The 15,112-nt window shown below is 43.5% G+C and carries 16 protein-coding genes and 1 other RNA gene; 6 read left to right on the forward strand and 11 right to left on the reverse strand.

The window, feature by feature from the left end; genetic code table 11:
• Positions 1 to 188: 188 nt before the first annotated feature.
• A complete protein-coding gene (gene rpsD / locus E5260_RS10065) occupies positions 189 to 797 on the forward strand; it encodes a 30S ribosomal protein S4 (RefSeq protein WP_003641475.1) in 609 nt (202 codons plus the stop codon).
• 58 nt (positions 798 to 855) lie between these two features.
• Here the strand turns inward: rpsD and E5260_RS10070 are convergent, their stop codons facing one another.
• Positions 856 to 1,482, reverse strand: a complete 627-nt coding sequence (locus tag E5260_RS10070; protein ID WP_003641474.1) for a DUF1054 domain-containing protein — start codon at positions 1,480 to 1,482, stop codon at positions 856 to 858.
• A 133-nt stretch (positions 1,483 to 1,615) separates the two neighbouring features.
• On the opposite strand from E5260_RS10070, the gene E5260_RS10075 reads away from it, so the two are divergent.
• Positions 1,616 to 2,080 carry a YueI family protein gene (locus tag E5260_RS10075; RefSeq protein ID WP_003641473.1) on the forward strand — a complete coding sequence of 155 codons (465 nt, stop codon included), beginning with the start codon at positions 1,616 to 1,618 and terminating at the stop codon, positions 2,078 to 2,080.
• A 55-nt stretch (positions 2,081 to 2,135) separates the two neighbouring features.
• On the opposite strand, the gene E5260_RS10080 is transcribed toward E5260_RS10075, so the two are convergent.
• The 9 genes from E5260_RS10080 to gshAB all read right to left on the reverse strand — a co-directional run bounded on the left by E5260_RS10080 (position 2,136) and on the right by gshAB (position 11,004).
• Positions 2,136 to 2,762: a DUF1648 domain-containing protein gene (locus tag E5260_RS10080; RefSeq protein ID WP_003641472.1), complete on the reverse strand. Its 627-nt coding sequence runs from the start codon at positions 2,760 to 2,762 to the stop codon at positions 2,136 to 2,138.
• A complete protein-coding gene (locus E5260_RS10085; protein WP_003641471.1) occupies positions 2,762 to 3,040 on the reverse strand; it encodes an autorepressor SdpR family transcription factor in 279 nt (92 codons plus the stop codon). The genes E5260_RS10080 and E5260_RS10085 overlap by 1 nt, the downstream gene beginning before the upstream one ends.
• A gap of 201 nt (positions 3,041 to 3,241) precedes the next feature.
• Positions 3,242 to 4,936, reverse strand: a complete 1,695-nt coding sequence (locus E5260_RS10090; protein ID WP_025015678.1) for a glycoside hydrolase family 13 protein — start codon at positions 4,934 to 4,936, stop codon at positions 3,242 to 3,244.
• Positions 4,929 to 5,345, reverse strand: coding sequence for a PTS sugar transporter subunit IIA (locus E5260_RS10095; protein WP_003641469.1), 417 nt, complete (start codon positions 5,343 to 5,345; stop codon positions 4,929 to 4,931). The genes E5260_RS10090 and E5260_RS10095 overlap by 8 nt, the downstream gene beginning before the upstream one ends.
• 16 nt (positions 5,346 to 5,361) lie before the next feature.
• Positions 5,362 to 6,177: a PTS system mannose/fructose/sorbose family transporter subunit IID gene (locus E5260_RS10100; protein WP_003644647.1), complete on the reverse strand. Its 816-nt coding sequence runs from the start codon at positions 6,175 to 6,177 to the stop codon at positions 5,362 to 5,364.
• Positions 6,167 to 6,964, reverse strand: coding sequence for a PTS mannose/fructose/sorbose/N-acetylgalactosamine transporter subunit IIC (locus E5260_RS10105; RefSeq protein ID WP_003641467.1), 798 nt, complete (start codon positions 6,962 to 6,964; stop codon positions 6,167 to 6,169). Before E5260_RS10105 ends, E5260_RS10100 begins: the two co-directional genes overlap by 11 nt.
• Before the next feature lie 17 nt (positions 6,965 to 6,981).
• Positions 6,982 to 7,449, reverse strand: a complete 468-nt coding sequence (locus E5260_RS10110) for a PTS sugar transporter subunit IIB (RefSeq protein ID WP_003644648.1) — start codon at positions 7,447 to 7,449, stop codon at positions 6,982 to 6,984.
• Between the two features lie 55 nt (positions 7,450 to 7,504).
• Entirely contained in the window at positions 7,505 to 8,509 is a 1,005-nt protein-coding gene (locus E5260_RS10115; RefSeq protein WP_003641465.1) for a LacI family DNA-binding transcriptional regulator, read from the reverse strand.
• A 239-nt stretch (positions 8,510 to 8,748) separates the two neighbouring features.
• Entirely contained in the window at positions 8,749 to 11,004 is a 2,256-nt protein-coding gene (gshAB, locus tag E5260_RS10120) for a bifunctional glutamate--cysteine ligase GshA/glutathione synthetase GshB (protein ID WP_003641464.1), read from the reverse strand.
• 109 nt (positions 11,005 to 11,113) lie between these two features.
• Between gshAB and E5260_RS10125 the strand changes: the two genes are divergently transcribed.
• The 4 genes from E5260_RS10125 (at position 11,114) to E5260_RS10140 (ending at position 13,858) form a co-directional block, all read left to right on the forward strand.
• Positions 11,114 to 12,394, forward strand: coding sequence for a replication-associated recombination protein A (locus E5260_RS10125; protein WP_003641463.1), 1,281 nt, complete (start codon positions 11,114 to 11,116; stop codon positions 12,392 to 12,394).
• Between the two features lie 60 nt (positions 12,395 to 12,454).
• Positions 12,455 to 12,642, forward strand: a non-coding RNA gene (gene ssrS, locus E5260_RS10130) — 6S RNA.
• A 382-nt stretch (positions 12,643 to 13,024) separates the two neighbouring features.
• A complete protein-coding gene (locus tag E5260_RS10135) occupies positions 13,025 to 13,309 on the forward strand; it encodes a hypothetical protein (protein WP_003641462.1) in 285 nt (94 codons plus the stop codon).
• Between the two features lie 66 nt (positions 13,310 to 13,375).
• Complete coding sequence (locus E5260_RS10140) at positions 13,376 to 13,858, forward strand: universal stress protein (protein WP_003644650.1); 483 nt, start codon at positions 13,376 to 13,378, stop codon at positions 13,856 to 13,858.
• 88 nt (positions 13,859 to 13,946) lie between these two features.
• Here the strand turns inward: E5260_RS10140 and E5260_RS10145 are convergent, their stop codons facing one another.
• Positions 13,947 to 15,077, reverse strand: coding sequence for a serine hydrolase (locus tag E5260_RS10145; protein WP_003644651.1), 1,131 nt, complete (start codon positions 15,075 to 15,077; stop codon positions 13,947 to 13,949).
• Between the last annotated feature and the right edge of the window lie 35 nt (positions 15,078 to 15,112).

Raw genomic sequence — 15,112 nt, forward strand, 5'->3', positions numbered from 1 at the left:
TGTTATGCTACTCTTTGTGTAAAATAATGCAGCAGTGAGTGGGTAAGCTCGTCAACAGATTGGTGCCAATATTTTGGTCAGTTAGTAACCTGCGGCTGCAATGGTGAAACCTGCAGTCCAATCTGAACGAATATCGAACTTACATCGGATTATTTTACTCCAACTAAAATTATTGGAGGAAACATTTTATGTCTCGTTATACAGGTCCAAGTTGGAAAATTTCCCGTCGTTTGGGAATGTCCCTTTCAGGTACTGGTAAAGAATTAGCTCGTCGTCCTTACGCACCTGGTGATCATGGCCAAGGTCGTCGCGGTAAGCTTTCTGAATACGGTACACAATTACGTGAAAAGCAAAAGTTACGGATGATGTACGGTTTAACTGAACGTCAATTCGCTAACTTATTCATCAAAGCTGGTAAGATTCGCGAAGGTAAGCATGGTGTTAACTTCATGATCTTACTCGAACGTCGTTTGGATAACATGGTTTACCGTTTAGGCTTAGCAACAACTCGTCGCCAAGCTCGTCAATTAGTAAACCATGGTCACATCACTGTTGATGGCAAGCGTGTTGACATCCCTTCATACGAAGTTAGTGTCGGCCAAGTTGTCTCAGTTCGTGAAAAGTCCAAGAAGTTGGCTGTTATCACTGGTGCTGTTGAAGCCGTTGTTGCACGCCCTAACTTCGTTCAATTCGATGCTGATAAGCTTGAAGGCTCATTAACTCGTTTACCAGAACGTGAAGAACTTGAAGCAGATATCGACGAATCATTAATCGTTGAATACTACAACAAACTTTAATTTCCGGTATTTAAAAACCGTCGCGTTTGCGGCGGCTTTTTTGTATGTTCTGTTAATTTCAGACCTGACGCTCAGCACTCACAGCCGCCATGACCGGTTGATAAATCGACAATAATTGTTTGAATGTTGTGATGATCAATTTATTCAACGTATCAGCATCTTCAAATAACGGATCACCGACCAAGACTGCGCGGCCCACGACCAACTCGCTGTGTTTATACTGATCGAATTTCTTGATGGCCTGCGTAATATTGGCCGGTGTTGCAAGTTGCGTGGCCGGCACCCCATGATTATTACTGATAACATAGCCCGCCGGCAAGGCCTTCAAAAGTGGTGTTAAATCTGCGAGTTGCATCTTTGCCTGCACGGCCGGTTTACACTCATCCAAAATATCAAAATAGATAAACAAACGGTCAGGCCATAGCCCCAATTCAAAATGTGGCCAGGCTTTGTAGCTCCGTTTGTTTTGACTAAAAGCGACCCAAGTGTCTACCGGCGGATTCTTAAATCGCCGTAAATGTTTGGCAACGTGCGCGTAGAACGGTGGCTCGCTAGGTGTTTGTAAACTCGCTATAATCGTTGGTGCGACCTGTTCGAACTTAGGATCGATCACCGTTTTGATTAAATGCATGCGGCCCGCTAACGTCTGGTCATTAAAAATTTCAAAATCTTGATTTGTAAACAAGTTTTATCATCCCCAAAACTAATTTAGATTAACCATACCGCATTCACTAACGCAACGCTACCCCCCTTCCCTTCGCTATTATTGGAGGAACATGCTACAATGATAATTACTATCAAGGAAAGGATGTTAGACAATGGCTGAAACAGATAAACAACCAGTTGACCGCATCGAAACGGCCATGCACGGGACGCCAAAGTTGCATCCCGACGAACAACGCAAGTACCTGGGGACCTTTCGGGAACGCGTCGAAGTCGCAGTGACCGTTGCCCAAATTAAACAGGCCAATTACGTCGACTCACTTCACCAAGCATTTACGAGCCATCCGGATGACCAATTATATATTAATGGTAATTTAGACCAGGAACTGATTGGGCCGTATATCAAGGCGGCTAGTCAAGCCAATATCAAATTCACTATCAAAACGGATGACATCTACCATACTGCTGATGATGATTACGCGCTTATCTTCACTGCTGCAAGCGCCATTAACCAAGATATTATTGATGTTGCGCAGCGTTATCCCTCGCAGACTTCATCAGCAACACCCCAGGCCGAGAAAACACCTGGGTTGCTAGATAAATTCAAAAAGTTACTTTAATACAACAAAGGTCCCCATCCACGCACGGATGAGGACCTTTTTACGTTTGACTGCGTTAATTACGCGCTAGAGTGCCATAAAGACTCATGATAACTAAGGCCGCAACAATGATCCCCATGAGGCTGACTGAAACCCATGCTGTTGTGACGATACTCAGTAGTAACAATATCCCACCACCAACTAGCGTATAGCCCAACCAATAACGAACACGCCGCCAAATCATTGGCCGAATCGTGTGACCACCTCGGTGCATCTGCGCGTATTGATTTGCACTGATTGTTGGCAAATAATTCCCGATGGCCATGAAAATAAAGGCAATCAAACTAACGGCAATACGCCAAATATCCAATTGATGGCCTAAGTTATAACTGATAGTTGTCGCATAGATCACACTTGATAGTACAGGCACGATCCAAATGATCATCTGTTCAAACCGTGGCGCCGGTGCCTTATGATTGGCATTCAACCGTGTCACCCCAACGCAAATCAGCTGAAACGCCATCATCATAATTGGAAAGCCAACGACCACTAATAATTTTGTGGCCATTCCATTAGGTTGATTATCCAAATTAAAATGAATAGCCATTTTGGCGGGCAAGGCCGCATAATTCACGACGCCGTAGCTCATTGGTAACAGAATAACAATATAGCTCAGCCACAACTGCAAGTTCCTTTTTGTCATCACTTTTCATCCCCCTGCTTTGGACTAAAACGATATAGCCACGTCAACATTTCCTCAAATACGCTCGCATTTAGCTCATAGTACACATAATTTTTTTCCTTGGTCACGGTAACTAAACCAGCTTGCTTCAAAAGCTTGAGATGATAAGACACCGTTGCATTGCTTAACTTGAAATGAGCCGCAATCTCACCAGCCGATTGCCGATTCTGGCGTAAATCTTCCAAAATCTGGCGTCTGACAGGATCTGCAATTGCTTTAAAGGTCGTATTCAACGCCATACGGGCTACCTCCAATCAACTATTTAGATATATATCTAAATAGAGTATAACAGGCAACCAGGAATTCAACAAGAGATATTTAGATAAAATTCGAAATAGGTGTTTTCAATCACGACACCGTGTATTGACTATAATCCTTTATATAAAATAAAAGGCTAACACTGGACAACTCGATTGTTGCACTGTTAGCCTCTGTTAAATTTAATCAATACTGAACAAATAAGCAACAGCACCATATGCTGGTAAAACAACACTGTTAGTCTCTTCTGCAATGTTTTGATCATTACTAATGATCTTCTCACATGGTCTATTCTGCAGTTCTGTTGGCAAAACAATTTTTTTTGGTTTTTCGGTAAAATTCCCGGCGACTAATAGTATCTGCTTCTGATCTCGTCTTAAGTATGAAAATACTTGTTCATTGTCGGGATCAAGCAACTCAAAGTCACCCATTGTCACAATCGATAAAGAATGACGCAACTTGATCAGTTGCTGATAATAATAGAAAATTGAGTCTTTATCCTTTAACGCTTGTTCCACATTAATTCTAGTATAGTTAGGATTGACGCTAAGCCATGGCGTTCCCGTTGTAAAACCGGCATTATGTTTGCTGGTCCACTGCATCGGGGTCCGCGCATTATCCCGTGACTTCAAATAAATGGCCTTCATTGTGTACTCTTTGCTGAGATGTTTATGATTAATAAAGTCTTGATAGATATTATGTGTTTCAATATCTTGATAGTCATCAATTGAGGTGAACTTGGCATTTGTCATTCCTAGTTCTTCACCTTGATAAATAAACGGTGTTCCTTGTTGAAAATGTAACACAGTCGCCAACAGCTTCGCAGATTTAACTCGGTACTCAGTATCATCGACACCAAACCGAGTTACCGGACGTGCTTGATCATGATTGCTCCAATACAAGCTATTCCAGCCATGATGTTCAGCCATGCCTAATTGCCACTTATTAAACACTTGTTTTAGTGCGGATAATTTGAAGCGTCTCGTAGAAAACTTACCATTTTCATCATAATCTAAATGCATATGGTCAAAGTGGAAAACCATGTTTAATTCTTTACGTCGTTCATCCGTATATTTTTCAGCCTCAGCAACACTAGTATGGGGTGTCTCGCCAACAGTCATAATGTCATAATGACTTAATACTTGCTGATTCATCTCACGTAAATAATCATGGATTTTAGGCCCATTGGCTGCACCATAATAATAACTGCCATACGCTTTATTTTGAATGACCGGACCATCCGGATAAGTTGGTTTTTTCGACAACAGACTGATGACATCCATCCGAAAACCATCAACGCCTTTGTTCAACCAAAAACGCATAATTTCATATACATCCTGACGTACTTTAAGGTTTTCCCAATTTAAATCAGGCTGTTGCTTTGCAAACAAATGTAAATAGTATTGACCGAGTTGATCAACATATTCCCAAGCTGAGCCGCCAAATGAGGAACCCCAGTTGTTAGGCAACTGTTCTTTACTCCCATCTTTCCAAATGTAATAATCATGATATTGATTGCTTGTACTTTGCTTAGCCGCCTTGAACCACGGATGTTCACTTGATGTGTGATTGACGACTAAATCCAAAATTAATCGCATATGTCGCTGATGTACTGCATCTAGTAATGCAGTGAAGTCCGCTAACGTCCCGAACTGATGGTCAATTTCTCGGTAATTGCTAATATCATAACCATTATCAACTTGTGGAGATTGATAGATAGGATTCAGCCAAATAACGTCCACACCAAGTTGCTTCAAATAATCTAACTTTTCAATGATACCTCTTATATCGCCAATTCCATCGCCATTACTGTCATTAAAGCTTTTCGGATAGATTTGATAAACAACACTCTTCCGCCACCACTCTGTTTTATTCATCATCATCATCCATTTCTATACTCATTTGATTAACTGAAACAATTGATTCTTGAGCCTGGGTGATTAAATCGCAAACCCGCTGATCTGTTAACTCGTGATCAGTCGGTTCTAGTGCAATTGCCAACGCTAACGGAAGATTCATGCCACTAATAATTTGTGTGTGGGGGCGCATTCGATAATTAAAAAATTGCTGATTTACACTGCCCGCCAGCATATCTGTCAAAATAACGATCTCCACTTCTGCAGGAATACTAGCCATTAATGATTTAACTTGTTGTTCTACTGGCTGGTTATCCATGTATGCCGTTAAAGCAACAATATCAGCTGCATTATTAGAAATAAAATTAACGGTGTCAGCCAGCCCACTAGCAAATTGATGATGTGATGCTAAAATAATTTTACGTTTCATAATTCACAACTCTCCCCTATGCCTTAAAGATGCCTAAAAATGTTCCTACCAGTGATATTGCAATAACTAGTAAGATTATTTTTGTTGGTGTCCATTTCTTATTGCCTAACAAATGATAAATTAATAAAGTCAGTAATGCCGGCAACAATGCAGGCATGATTTTATCAAAAATTCCGGTTTGAAGATTAAGCGTTACTTTACCTACCGCAAATTTAACAGGCATTGAAATTTTAACCACCGTTGCAACCAGAGCGCCAACAACACTTAGTCCGACAATTGAGGCAGATTCTGTAAAAATATTTAGTCGTTCACCCAATGACGTAATAAGCTTCGTACCACTGGTAAAGCCAATATCAAACATTTTAAGTTTCACAAACCAAAAAACAATGTTTGCAATCAACCAAACGATTGCACCTAATGGGTTTCCTTGTAAGGCCATATACCCTGAAATCGATCCCATAATTGTCGGCCACAATACCCAGACAAGCGTATCACCAACACCAGCCATCGGTCCCATTAAACTTGTCTTCAATGATTGAACTGCTGTCTTAGCCTTAATACCATCACGCTCTTCCATGGCTAATGAAGCGCCCAAAATCAGCGAAGACATTACAGTTGTCGAATTATAATAATTAAAATGATTTTCTAATGCTTCTTGATACTCATCGTCATCATCATAAATTTTTCGTAAGGCTGGTGCCAGTGCCCAAGCCACCGCAGGTCCCATTTGGGATTCATAATTAAAGATATTGCAAGCCATAAAATTATAGCGTACCGCGGCCCGCCGACGATCTTTTTTCGTAATCTTAGTTGTTGGTTGCTTATTCATCATAATCGTCCCCTTCATCTTCAACCACACCGGCATTTGTTGCTACTTGACTGACCTTTTTGGACTCGCTTAAGAAGTACCAATAAGCTGCAGCAAATCCAATTAAGGCAACACCCAAGACATCAATCTTCAAATATGCCGCTAGCACAAAGCCAACAATAATGTAACTAAGGAACTTTTTGACTGGCATATACCGTAATAGCATGCCAACTCCGACTACAGGTAACATACCGCCAGCAACAGTTAGTCCGTTTGTAACCCAACTAGGCACAACGTTCAAAATAAATTTGACAACATCGGCGCCCCAGAAAACAATTAGAATTGCAGGTAAGGCAGTTTGCAAACTGAACAAGGCCGGACCCCACCAGGCTTCACGACGCATTTTCTGAAAATCATGCTTTTGAACATCACCTAACATCTTATGCGCTAAGAAATTGACGATGATCCGTGCAATGACTTCTAACTGGATTGCTAATAATCCAACTGGTAACCCAACAGCAATCGCTGACTTAATCCCAGATCCAGTTCGTACAGCAATAAAAATACCGACAATTGTTGCCAATCCGTAATTAGGCGCAGACGCACCACCTAAAGCGGCGACACCTAACATCATTAATTGAAATGTCCCAGCAATAGTTAACGCAGTGGGTAAATCTCCCATAATCAAACCAGTAATCGTTCCGACAATTACCGGGAACCAAGACATAATCACAAGACCGTTCTGATCAATCGTCATATACCCTGCTAACAAAACAATAAGAATATCTTGTAATATTTGAATACCTGACATTATTAGTTCCTCCTCGTCTACGCTTTAAAAGGTTCTTCTGGATCAGTTGGCACGTACTGGATTACCAAAGGGACATTTTTCTGTTCCAATATTTGCAAATCACGACGTTCCTCATCATCTAAGGCAACAAACTTCGTAACTGGTTTGCGACCGCTTTCATTAAATAGAATACCAAGATCAACTTTAGGAATTTCGACGCCACCTTCAATAAGCTTAATCAATGTAGCGGGTTCTTTTACTAAAACAAATACCCGTTGATTATCATACTTACCAGCGTTGAAGTTAGTAATAGCTTTTTCCGTATTGATAATAGACATCCCAGTTCCGGCTGGCTTAGACATCCGCATACTTGCTTTAATGGCCTCGTTAGTACTTAATTCATCATCAACCACCATAAACCGTTTAACTTGTAATGCTTGTGCCCATTGATTAACAATTAATCCATGAATCAAACGTTGGTCTACCCGTGCTAAAATTACTGACATAATTAATTCCTCCATTTTTGGTATCGATACCAAATTATTTATTTTAAAAAGAGCATTAGGCTGATGCTCTCTTAATAACCTTTAGCTCAAATACTGTTTCAGTAGACGTTTCTGTGCCACTGATCTGTTTTAACATGACTTCGGCAGCTGCTTGTCCCATTCTTTTAACCGGTTGTTGTACAGTTGATAACGGGATTTTTAGATTCGCAGACATTGGCTGGTCGTCCACGCCCAATACTCCAATGGCACTAGGAACATTAATTTTGCATCGTTCTGCCTCTTGAACAACACCCATGGCAACTTCATCGCTCCCCGCAATCAACACATCGGGTCGTACATTCAGTGTCAATATTTGTTGTAATATTTTACGACCATCTTCAAAAGTATGAGCGCCAGTGAATAACCACTGCCGATTGAAACGTAATTGATGCTCATTTAATGAATCTTGAAAACCTGCAAACCGGTCCGAATCAAAATCCTCTCCACGTTCTGTAATCACGATATTCTTACGGCCAGTAGCATAGGCAATTTTACGATACCCTTGATCATATAAAAAACTGGTTGCCATATAAAAACCCTTATATTGATTCGAACGAATAACGGGGACATCTTTTTCTTTTAGATACTCATTAACTAGGACAATCTTTCCATATTTTTGATATGCTCCAATAACTGCCCATGAGTTTTCAATTGAGCAAAGAATCACACCATCAACTTGTTGATTTTTCAATAAATTTAATGCTGTCACCTCTTCTTCTGGTCGACCAAAAGTCTGAACAATCAGCGTACTATAACCTTGCTCATCTAAAACCCGTTCAATAGCATCTACCAAATATGCAAAGAACGGATTCACGATTCGTGGAATTGTAACCGCAATTGTATTCGTTTTAGACCCGCGCAGTTGCCGAGCGGCCGGCCGTGGAACGTAACCCAATTCGGTCATTGCTGCTTTAACAAGATTTCTCTTTTTACTTGATACGTGTGGACTGTTATTGATAACCCGTGAAACTGTTGAGACTGACAAACCCGCTAACTTTGCGACGTCTGAAATCGTTGCCATTTACGCCCTCCTTAATAGAACTACTTTCTTCATTCATCATAATACAAGCTTATATTTTGATTGTCAACATTTTTTGGTATCGTTTTCATATTTTCTGTTGTATTTATTTAAACGTAAATTTTATCTAAGAATGTCCAAATGCGTTTTCCAGGGATAAAAAATGAGCTTAACAAGATTACCTTGTCAAGCTCATTTTTTCGGTATAATTCCGTATGATTACAGCTTAAATCAATCGCAACTTAATCTTCATTTTTAAACAATGCATCCAACAACTGCCCCGCCACTGGTTGGGCAGTACCAAACATTGGGAACAAGTGCGGATACAAGTACGGCGCCGCATGAATACCCAAGTATACCGCCATTTCAGGATGCTCTGGCACTAATTCGGCATAGAGATTGGGAATCATCACGTCGACCCCAGCGACCGCTAAGTGTAAGTCTGCTACCAACTTTTCCACCGCCTGCACATAGGATTGATGCATATCAGCCGTCGCGTCTAGCACGTCCGCCCCGTTACCAAAAGTCGCATCCTCTCGTAATAAGATCTGAGTTCCCCGGCTGACCACAGAATCTAAGGTCAAGTGATATGAGTCCAGGCGATACCGTTCGATCGTTCCTAACTGTAGCGCTGATTGAGGCCACTTAAAAGCGGTCCCGCGCAACGCTCGACCATTTTTGCGATCAAGTAACGTCTTGACCGTTGAGCGACCATCACCAACAATATTGGCTGGAATTCGTTCGACGATTGCTTGCACACGACCATCGATAACCAAAAAGCGATAACTTGATGCGACTACCACTTCCTCGGCCATTACCGCGGACGTTTGCTCGAATAGTTGCCGGACGACTTGTTCAAACAGTCCGCGTTCGGGCATAATCCGAAAGACAATTACTTTGTGCGACTCATCCGCCGCTTTTAATACGATCCCACCAGCTTGAACGTATCGATCATAATCAGCAATCAACTGATTAGCTGTATGATATGTCTGTGAAGCCGGCACCGGAACCCCGTGCTCAGCCAGAATTTGTTTGGCCGCTGCTTTATGTGTCAGTACGGTCGTTAGCGCCTGTGGATTTAAATCCGTTCCGCTCCCATTCACAACTAATTGCGACCGTCCTAACTTAGTCAATCGTAAAATGTTAGCGTGTGGGTCAACAACGTCCACCTGCACTCCCCGCGTCAAGGCCTGCTGGGCTAGTTGCTGGCTCGATAGATCTAGCGCGGTAAAGCCCGCAAGTTCAAACGGACGTTCATTGCTCGATTCCTGATAGCGTGCAGCCCGTTCGAGTGCCCATGCTAACGGATCGGCTTGCATGGCAATCTGCGCACTCAGCGTCTTCTTTGGATCAGTGACCCGCGACTTCAACTGTTTGAGTAACACGGCATCTTCATTTGGTAGGCCATAGGTTTTAACAAAATCAGCAAGTGCATCTAAAACTTGAACAGCCGGCACGGCCTGAGCACTAGCCGTCGTTGGATTTTCACCCAAAACTTGACGGGTCAATTGGTCAGCTTGAGCGTTGACTTGGGATACCATCTTAGCTGGAAGTGCCGGCATCATTACGAAATAACTCGCCAACAAACGAACAAATGCCACCGCGTTCGCGTCCACCCCGACTGGACTAGTTGGATCGAGATCCAAGCCCCGGTATTCAAGATAATAGACCCCCTGCCGGGCCATCATAGCTAGCTGCCCATTACTCCGAAGCCGAACTGGCCCGTCAAAATCATTGACCGACAACAACTGCTGTTGACGAACAGCCGCCGTCAACTTGGCCACGTAGCGATCAATTGACGTATAGTCTCCCGTCACTTGACTGTAGCGACCATCGGGATGTTGAACACTACTGCGCTGTGGACGACTCGTAGTATCCGTAACGGCTAGGCGTGGTGAAGCGCCAAATAAATACTGAATCAGCCAGTTCATGCGCACCAATCCCTGAGCGACTTTCAGATAAATTGCATTGCGAAAGTCAACATAACTGTGATACTGCTGATGGAAAGTCTCAGTATATAAACGGGTGAATAAAGCTTCATTCAAGCTCATATTCACGTGACTACCAGTCGTCATTAATCGCTGTAACTCATACTTACGAGCTAAGTCGCGACGACGCTGATAGCTGACTTGATCAACATCAGCCAGTGGCACGTTCGTTAGATCATCCGGCAACACAGGCGTACTCGACAGTGGCCAAAGTCGTTCGTCCGCATCGAGTGACCACCGTGCTGCGGTATTCAAGCCCTTCAGATACGCCATCAATGCAGGAATGTCACGACGCACCGGCGTAGTAAACTTTAAAGCACTTGCGGAAAAGCCCGGACGTAACTGATGATTTTGTTGCGCTGATCCAAACGCTTGCGGGTGTGCTGTCGTCGCTAAGTGACCATGGTCGTCCACCCGGTGCATGGTGACCTCTAGTCCTAAATTAGCCTGATGAACGAGTGGGACTAAGTGATACTGTACAATTGCCTTACCAACGGCATCTAATTCCATAATGATCAATCCTTTATAATTATTTTGTTCGTTAAACTGATTATTCGGTGTCCTTCATTGTAAATGCTATAATAGTTGGGACTAGTTTTGCAAGGAGGGATTTCAAACGATGCAACAACCATTAGCCTACCGGATGCGACCAAAAACGCTGAAAGACGTTGTCGGCCAGCAACAATTGGTCGGCCCAGGCAAGATCATCGCCCGGATGGTCAAAGCCAAACGACTATCATCAATGATTCTATACGGCCCACCAGGTACTGGCAAGACTAGTATCGCGAGTGCCATTGCCGGTTCCACCAAGTATGCTTTTCGCATGCTGAATGCAGCTACCGACAGTAAAAAACAACTTCAAATCGTAGCCGAAGAAGCCAAAATGAGCGGGACGGTCATTCTTCTGCTGGATGAAATCCACCGGTTGGATAAAACTAAACAAGACTTTTTATTGCCTCACTTAGAAAGTGGCCGCATCATTTTGATTGGTGCTACGACCGAAAATCCATATATTAGCATTAATCCAGCCATCCGTAGTCGAACGCAGATCTTTCAAGTTTTCCCGCTCACTGACGATGATATTCAGCACGCGGTGGAACGAGCCCTCGCTGACGAAAAAAACGGTCTTGGCAGTTACCACGTTGATTTAGCACCCGCGGCCATGCACCACCTGTGCACCGCTACCAACGGTGATTTGCGCAGTGCCCTCAATGGGTTAGAATTGGCCGTATTATCATCGTCTCCGGCCGATGACGGCACCATCGCCATTTCACAACAAACGATTGAAGAATGCTTGCAAAAGAAAGCCTTATCCGCAGATAAAGATGGTGACGCCCACTACGACGTGATCTCGGCCTTTCAAAAGTCCATACGCGGTTCCGACGTAAACGCTGCATTACACTACTTAGCCCGGCTAGTTGAGGCGGGGGATTTAAAGAGTATTATGCGTCGGCTGATGGTGATTGCCTATGAGGATATTGGATTAGCTAATCCAGCCGCGTGTGCCCACACCGTCGCAGCTGTTCAAGCTGCCGATCAATTGGGATTTCCTGAAGCACGGATTCCGCTAGCTGACGCTGTGATTGAATTAGCCTTATCGCCAAAGTCAAATTCAGGGATCAGTGCCATTGATGCCGCGCTCACAACGGTCCGTGACGGCCATTTCGGTGATATCCCGGCCGACATCAAGGATGCGCATTATCAAGGCGCTGCCAAACTCGGTCATGGTGTTGGATACGATTTTCCACACGATCACCCGGGTGATTGGGTCGCTCAACAGTATTTACCAGATGCCATCAAATCAGCCAAGTATTACGAGCCCAAAACAAATGGCCGCTACGAAACAGCCCTTGCGCAACAATACGAAAAATTATTAAAGGCTAACGAGAGAAATCGCTAACAATACCTTGGTTGTGCTAATAATTGCAACTTTTATTTTTATATGCTAGACTAAGAGTCGAAATTACTAAGGTGTGCGCATTGCTCTAAACAAAGTGTTGCCGAACAATTAATACTACTTTGGGATGTCCGTTAGCTAATTCCATAACATGCCTTATCCTTTGGTAGTTAGCGAATTAGTCAGAACGTCCCACCTGCCTTAAAGCGGGTCAATACTGAAGGGCGATTAACGGCACCACTAGTTTTTCCGGAAGTTTACTTCCGTTGGTCAGGACTTGTTCCTGGCCTTTTTTTGTGGCGTGAAAGCGACCCAAGTTCACAACGTCATTTTACTAACACCGTCCAAAACTCATGGGGAGAATGGTTAATTGGGAAGCCGGTTATACATGAATAATCTCGGCTATTGAAATACAGTCCATCACGCTGGTTTGGGTATTTCTGCAACAATCCGACACTCCTGAACAATTACTCATCCTCATAAAACCAGCATGACGTGTGTCGCAATCATTTGACGCTAAATTGTGTTGTGTGAACTACTAGTACTAATCGCTTATCTTTAGCTAGCATTGCATTTGTCTTCTCTTCCGGAATCAACTAAAATAAGATTAACATCACCTGTTGGAGGTTCATTTTGATTACATTACTGCTTGTCATATACACGCTCATTGCGGGTTGGCTCAGTTATTATCTGCTGACGCACCAGTCCCGACCATTTCTCTTTTTTGACCCGAACAAAGCGCCGACAATCAAACACGTCGCACGCTATGGTGGCGGCTTAATGTTACTAGTTACCATCGCCTGTTTCGTGACCATCTTTGTTCAAGCGACAATGCTAATTGCCATTGTACTGGCTAGCGGTTCACTGATTATGATGGCAATTGCACTAATTTTAGTGAGTTTCATGCAAATCTCATAGAAAACGCTTTTTATTTTTTGCGAAAACCTTTACAATATAGTTATAAAGTAATGAGGGGTGAGAATGATGTTACAACAATACCAACACATTTTAGTTCCTGTTGATGGTTCTTATGAAGCGGAATTAGCATTTAAAAAGGCGGTTGCCGTCGCGAAACGGAACGGACCTAACGCCTCAGTTCACATGGTCCACGTGGTTGATACCCGTGCTTTCCAAAACATTTCTAGTTTTGATACGACCATGGTTGAACAAGTGACCGATACTGCTCAAAAAACGTTGGACAAGTACGTTGCAGAAGCTAAGGCGGACGGCTTAGATAACGTGGATTATTCGATTGAATATGGCGCACCTAAGACGATTATTGCGCGCGACGTTCCTAAGGATATGGGCATCGATTTAATTATGATTGGCGCAACTGGTCTCAACGCGGTTGAACGCTTATTGATCGGGTCAGTCACCGAATATGTCACTCGGATGGCTGTTTGTGACGTTCTCGTTGTCCGGACTGACTTGGAAAATAAGCCAGCTCCTAAACCAAAGAAAAAGTAATCTTTTGATACACGTACAATAAAAATCGGCTCAGTGAAGTTACTTACCTCACTGGCCGATTTTTTACTATTTGCCAAAATCATACCGCTTACTGCTCTAAAATTGCCCGGTAAAGCGCCTGACCAAGATCATTCATCGCGACCGTTTGCGCGGTACGTTCCCCACTAGCAGTCATCATCGTCATGATAAAAGTTCCCTGACGATTCTGAACGATGGCCGCATCATTTTGAACACCGTATGCTTGATAGTCCCCAGTTTTGTTATAGATTGTCGCGCGTGTTGGCAGATTTTTGACCAACTTACTGTGATCCGTGTTCGCCTTCAAAATCGTTAACATCGCGTGATCGGCTTTGTTCGAGATCAAACGCAGGTTCGCCAGTCGTTTCAGCACCGTTGCCACATCCCGAACCGAAGTATCGTTATCATGCCCGGCCTTTAGTGCGGCAGTATCCATTAACCGCCGAGCCATTTTTGTATCAGTCAGACCCAACTGTGCAATTTCCGTGTTGACCGCCGAGAAGCCGCCAACACGATCCAACATGATATTAGCAGCCGTATTATCACTCTCCGTAATCATGCGTTTCGTGATTTCAGCATACGTCAACTGGCTTCCAGCTGGTAACGTGTGCAACGTCCCGGTTCCACCAACTTTATCGGCAGCACGCAGGGTATAACGATCCTGCATGCGCCAATTATTTTGATGGACCTGATCAAAGGCAGTGACCATAATAAATAACGTGATCAAACTGCCAGCACGTTGCGCTCGATTATTCAAAACCACGGTCTGGCTACCCGTTAATGGCATCACCGCTACCGAAGTTTGACCAGCCAACCCATTCGTTGCTTGCGCAACCAGATCAGTAACTGTCGTAGTCGGAAATGTCTGTGTTGCCTTCATCAGTGCGTCAGAATCGCTGGCAGCCGGCTTATGCACCTGGCTTTTACCTGCCGACTCGGCAGTTGCCGATGTCGTAGACGACCACAATAGTTGTCCCACGATATAGCCGCCACCCAGCAATAGTAACCCCGCAATTAATACCCCAAGGAGTGTTTGTGGCCTAAAGCGACTCGAAAAAGTTGTCCGCCGTGATTGTTGACGCCGCCGCTGGACTCGGCTTTGCTGATTGACATCACCATTCACTGGCGTTAGACGATGACCACATTTTAGGCAAGTCACGGCATGCGGTGAATTTTGGTAACCACAGTTTTGACAACTCATCTTCACATTCCCCCCGGTATTAAAAATAGGACAGT

The sequence above is a fragment of the Lactiplantibacillus plantarum genome (assembly GCF_014131735.1).
Classification (GTDB): domain Bacteria; phylum Bacillota; class Bacilli; order Lactobacillales; family Lactobacillaceae; genus Lactiplantibacillus; species Lactiplantibacillus plantarum.

Bases quoted from the DNA above. Each gene is read 5' to 3' on its own strand.
- E5260_RS10115 (WP_003641465.1), bottom strand. From the start codon at position 8,509: ATGGCAACGATTTCAGACGTCGCAAAGTTAGCGGGTTTGTCAGTCTCA.
- E5260_RS10085 (WP_003641471.1), bottom strand. From the start codon at position 3,040: ATGGCGTTGAATACGACCTTTAAAGCAATTGCAGATCCTGTCAGACGC.
- E5260_RS10125 (WP_003641463.1), top strand. From the start codon at position 11,114: ATGCAACAACCATTAGCCTACCGGATGCGACCAAAAACGCTGAAAGAC.
- E5260_RS10090 (WP_025015678.1), bottom strand. From the start codon at position 4,936: ATGAATAAAACAGAGTGGTGGCGGAAGAGTGTTGTTTATCAAATCTAT.
- gshAB (WP_003641464.1), bottom strand. From the start codon at position 11,004: ATGGAATTAGATGCCGTTGGTAAGGCAATTGTACAGTATCACTTAGTC.
- E5260_RS10075 (WP_003641473.1), top strand. From the start codon at position 1,616: ATGGCTGAAACAGATAAACAACCAGTTGACCGCATCGAAACGGCCATG.
- E5260_RS10140 (WP_003644650.1), top strand. From the start codon at position 13,376: ATGTTACAACAATACCAACACATTTTAGTTCCTGTTGATGGTTCTTAT.
- E5260_RS10110 (WP_003644648.1), bottom strand. From the start codon at position 7,449: ATGTCAGTAATTTTAGCACGGGTAGACCAACGTTTGATTCATGGATTA.
- E5260_RS10145 (WP_003644651.1), bottom strand. From the start codon at position 15,077: ATGAGTTGTCAAAACTGTGGTTACCAAAATTCACCGCATGCCGTGACT.
- E5260_RS10100 (WP_003644647.1), bottom strand. From the start codon at position 6,177: ATGATGAATAAGCAACCAACAACTAAGATTACGAAAAAAGATCGTCGG.
- E5260_RS10095 (WP_003641469.1), bottom strand. From the start codon at position 5,345: ATGAAACGTAAAATTATTTTAGCATCACATCATCAATTTGCTAGTGGG.
- E5260_RS10105 (WP_003641467.1), bottom strand. From the start codon at position 6,964: ATGTCAGGTATTCAAATATTACAAGATATTCTTATTGTTTTGTTAGCA.
- E5260_RS10080 (WP_003641472.1), bottom strand. From the start codon at position 2,762: ATGACAAAAAGGAACTTGCAGTTGTGGCTGAGCTATATTGTTATTCTG.
- rpsD (WP_003641475.1), top strand. From the start codon at position 189: ATGTCTCGTTATACAGGTCCAAGTTGGAAAATTTCCCGTCGTTTGGGA.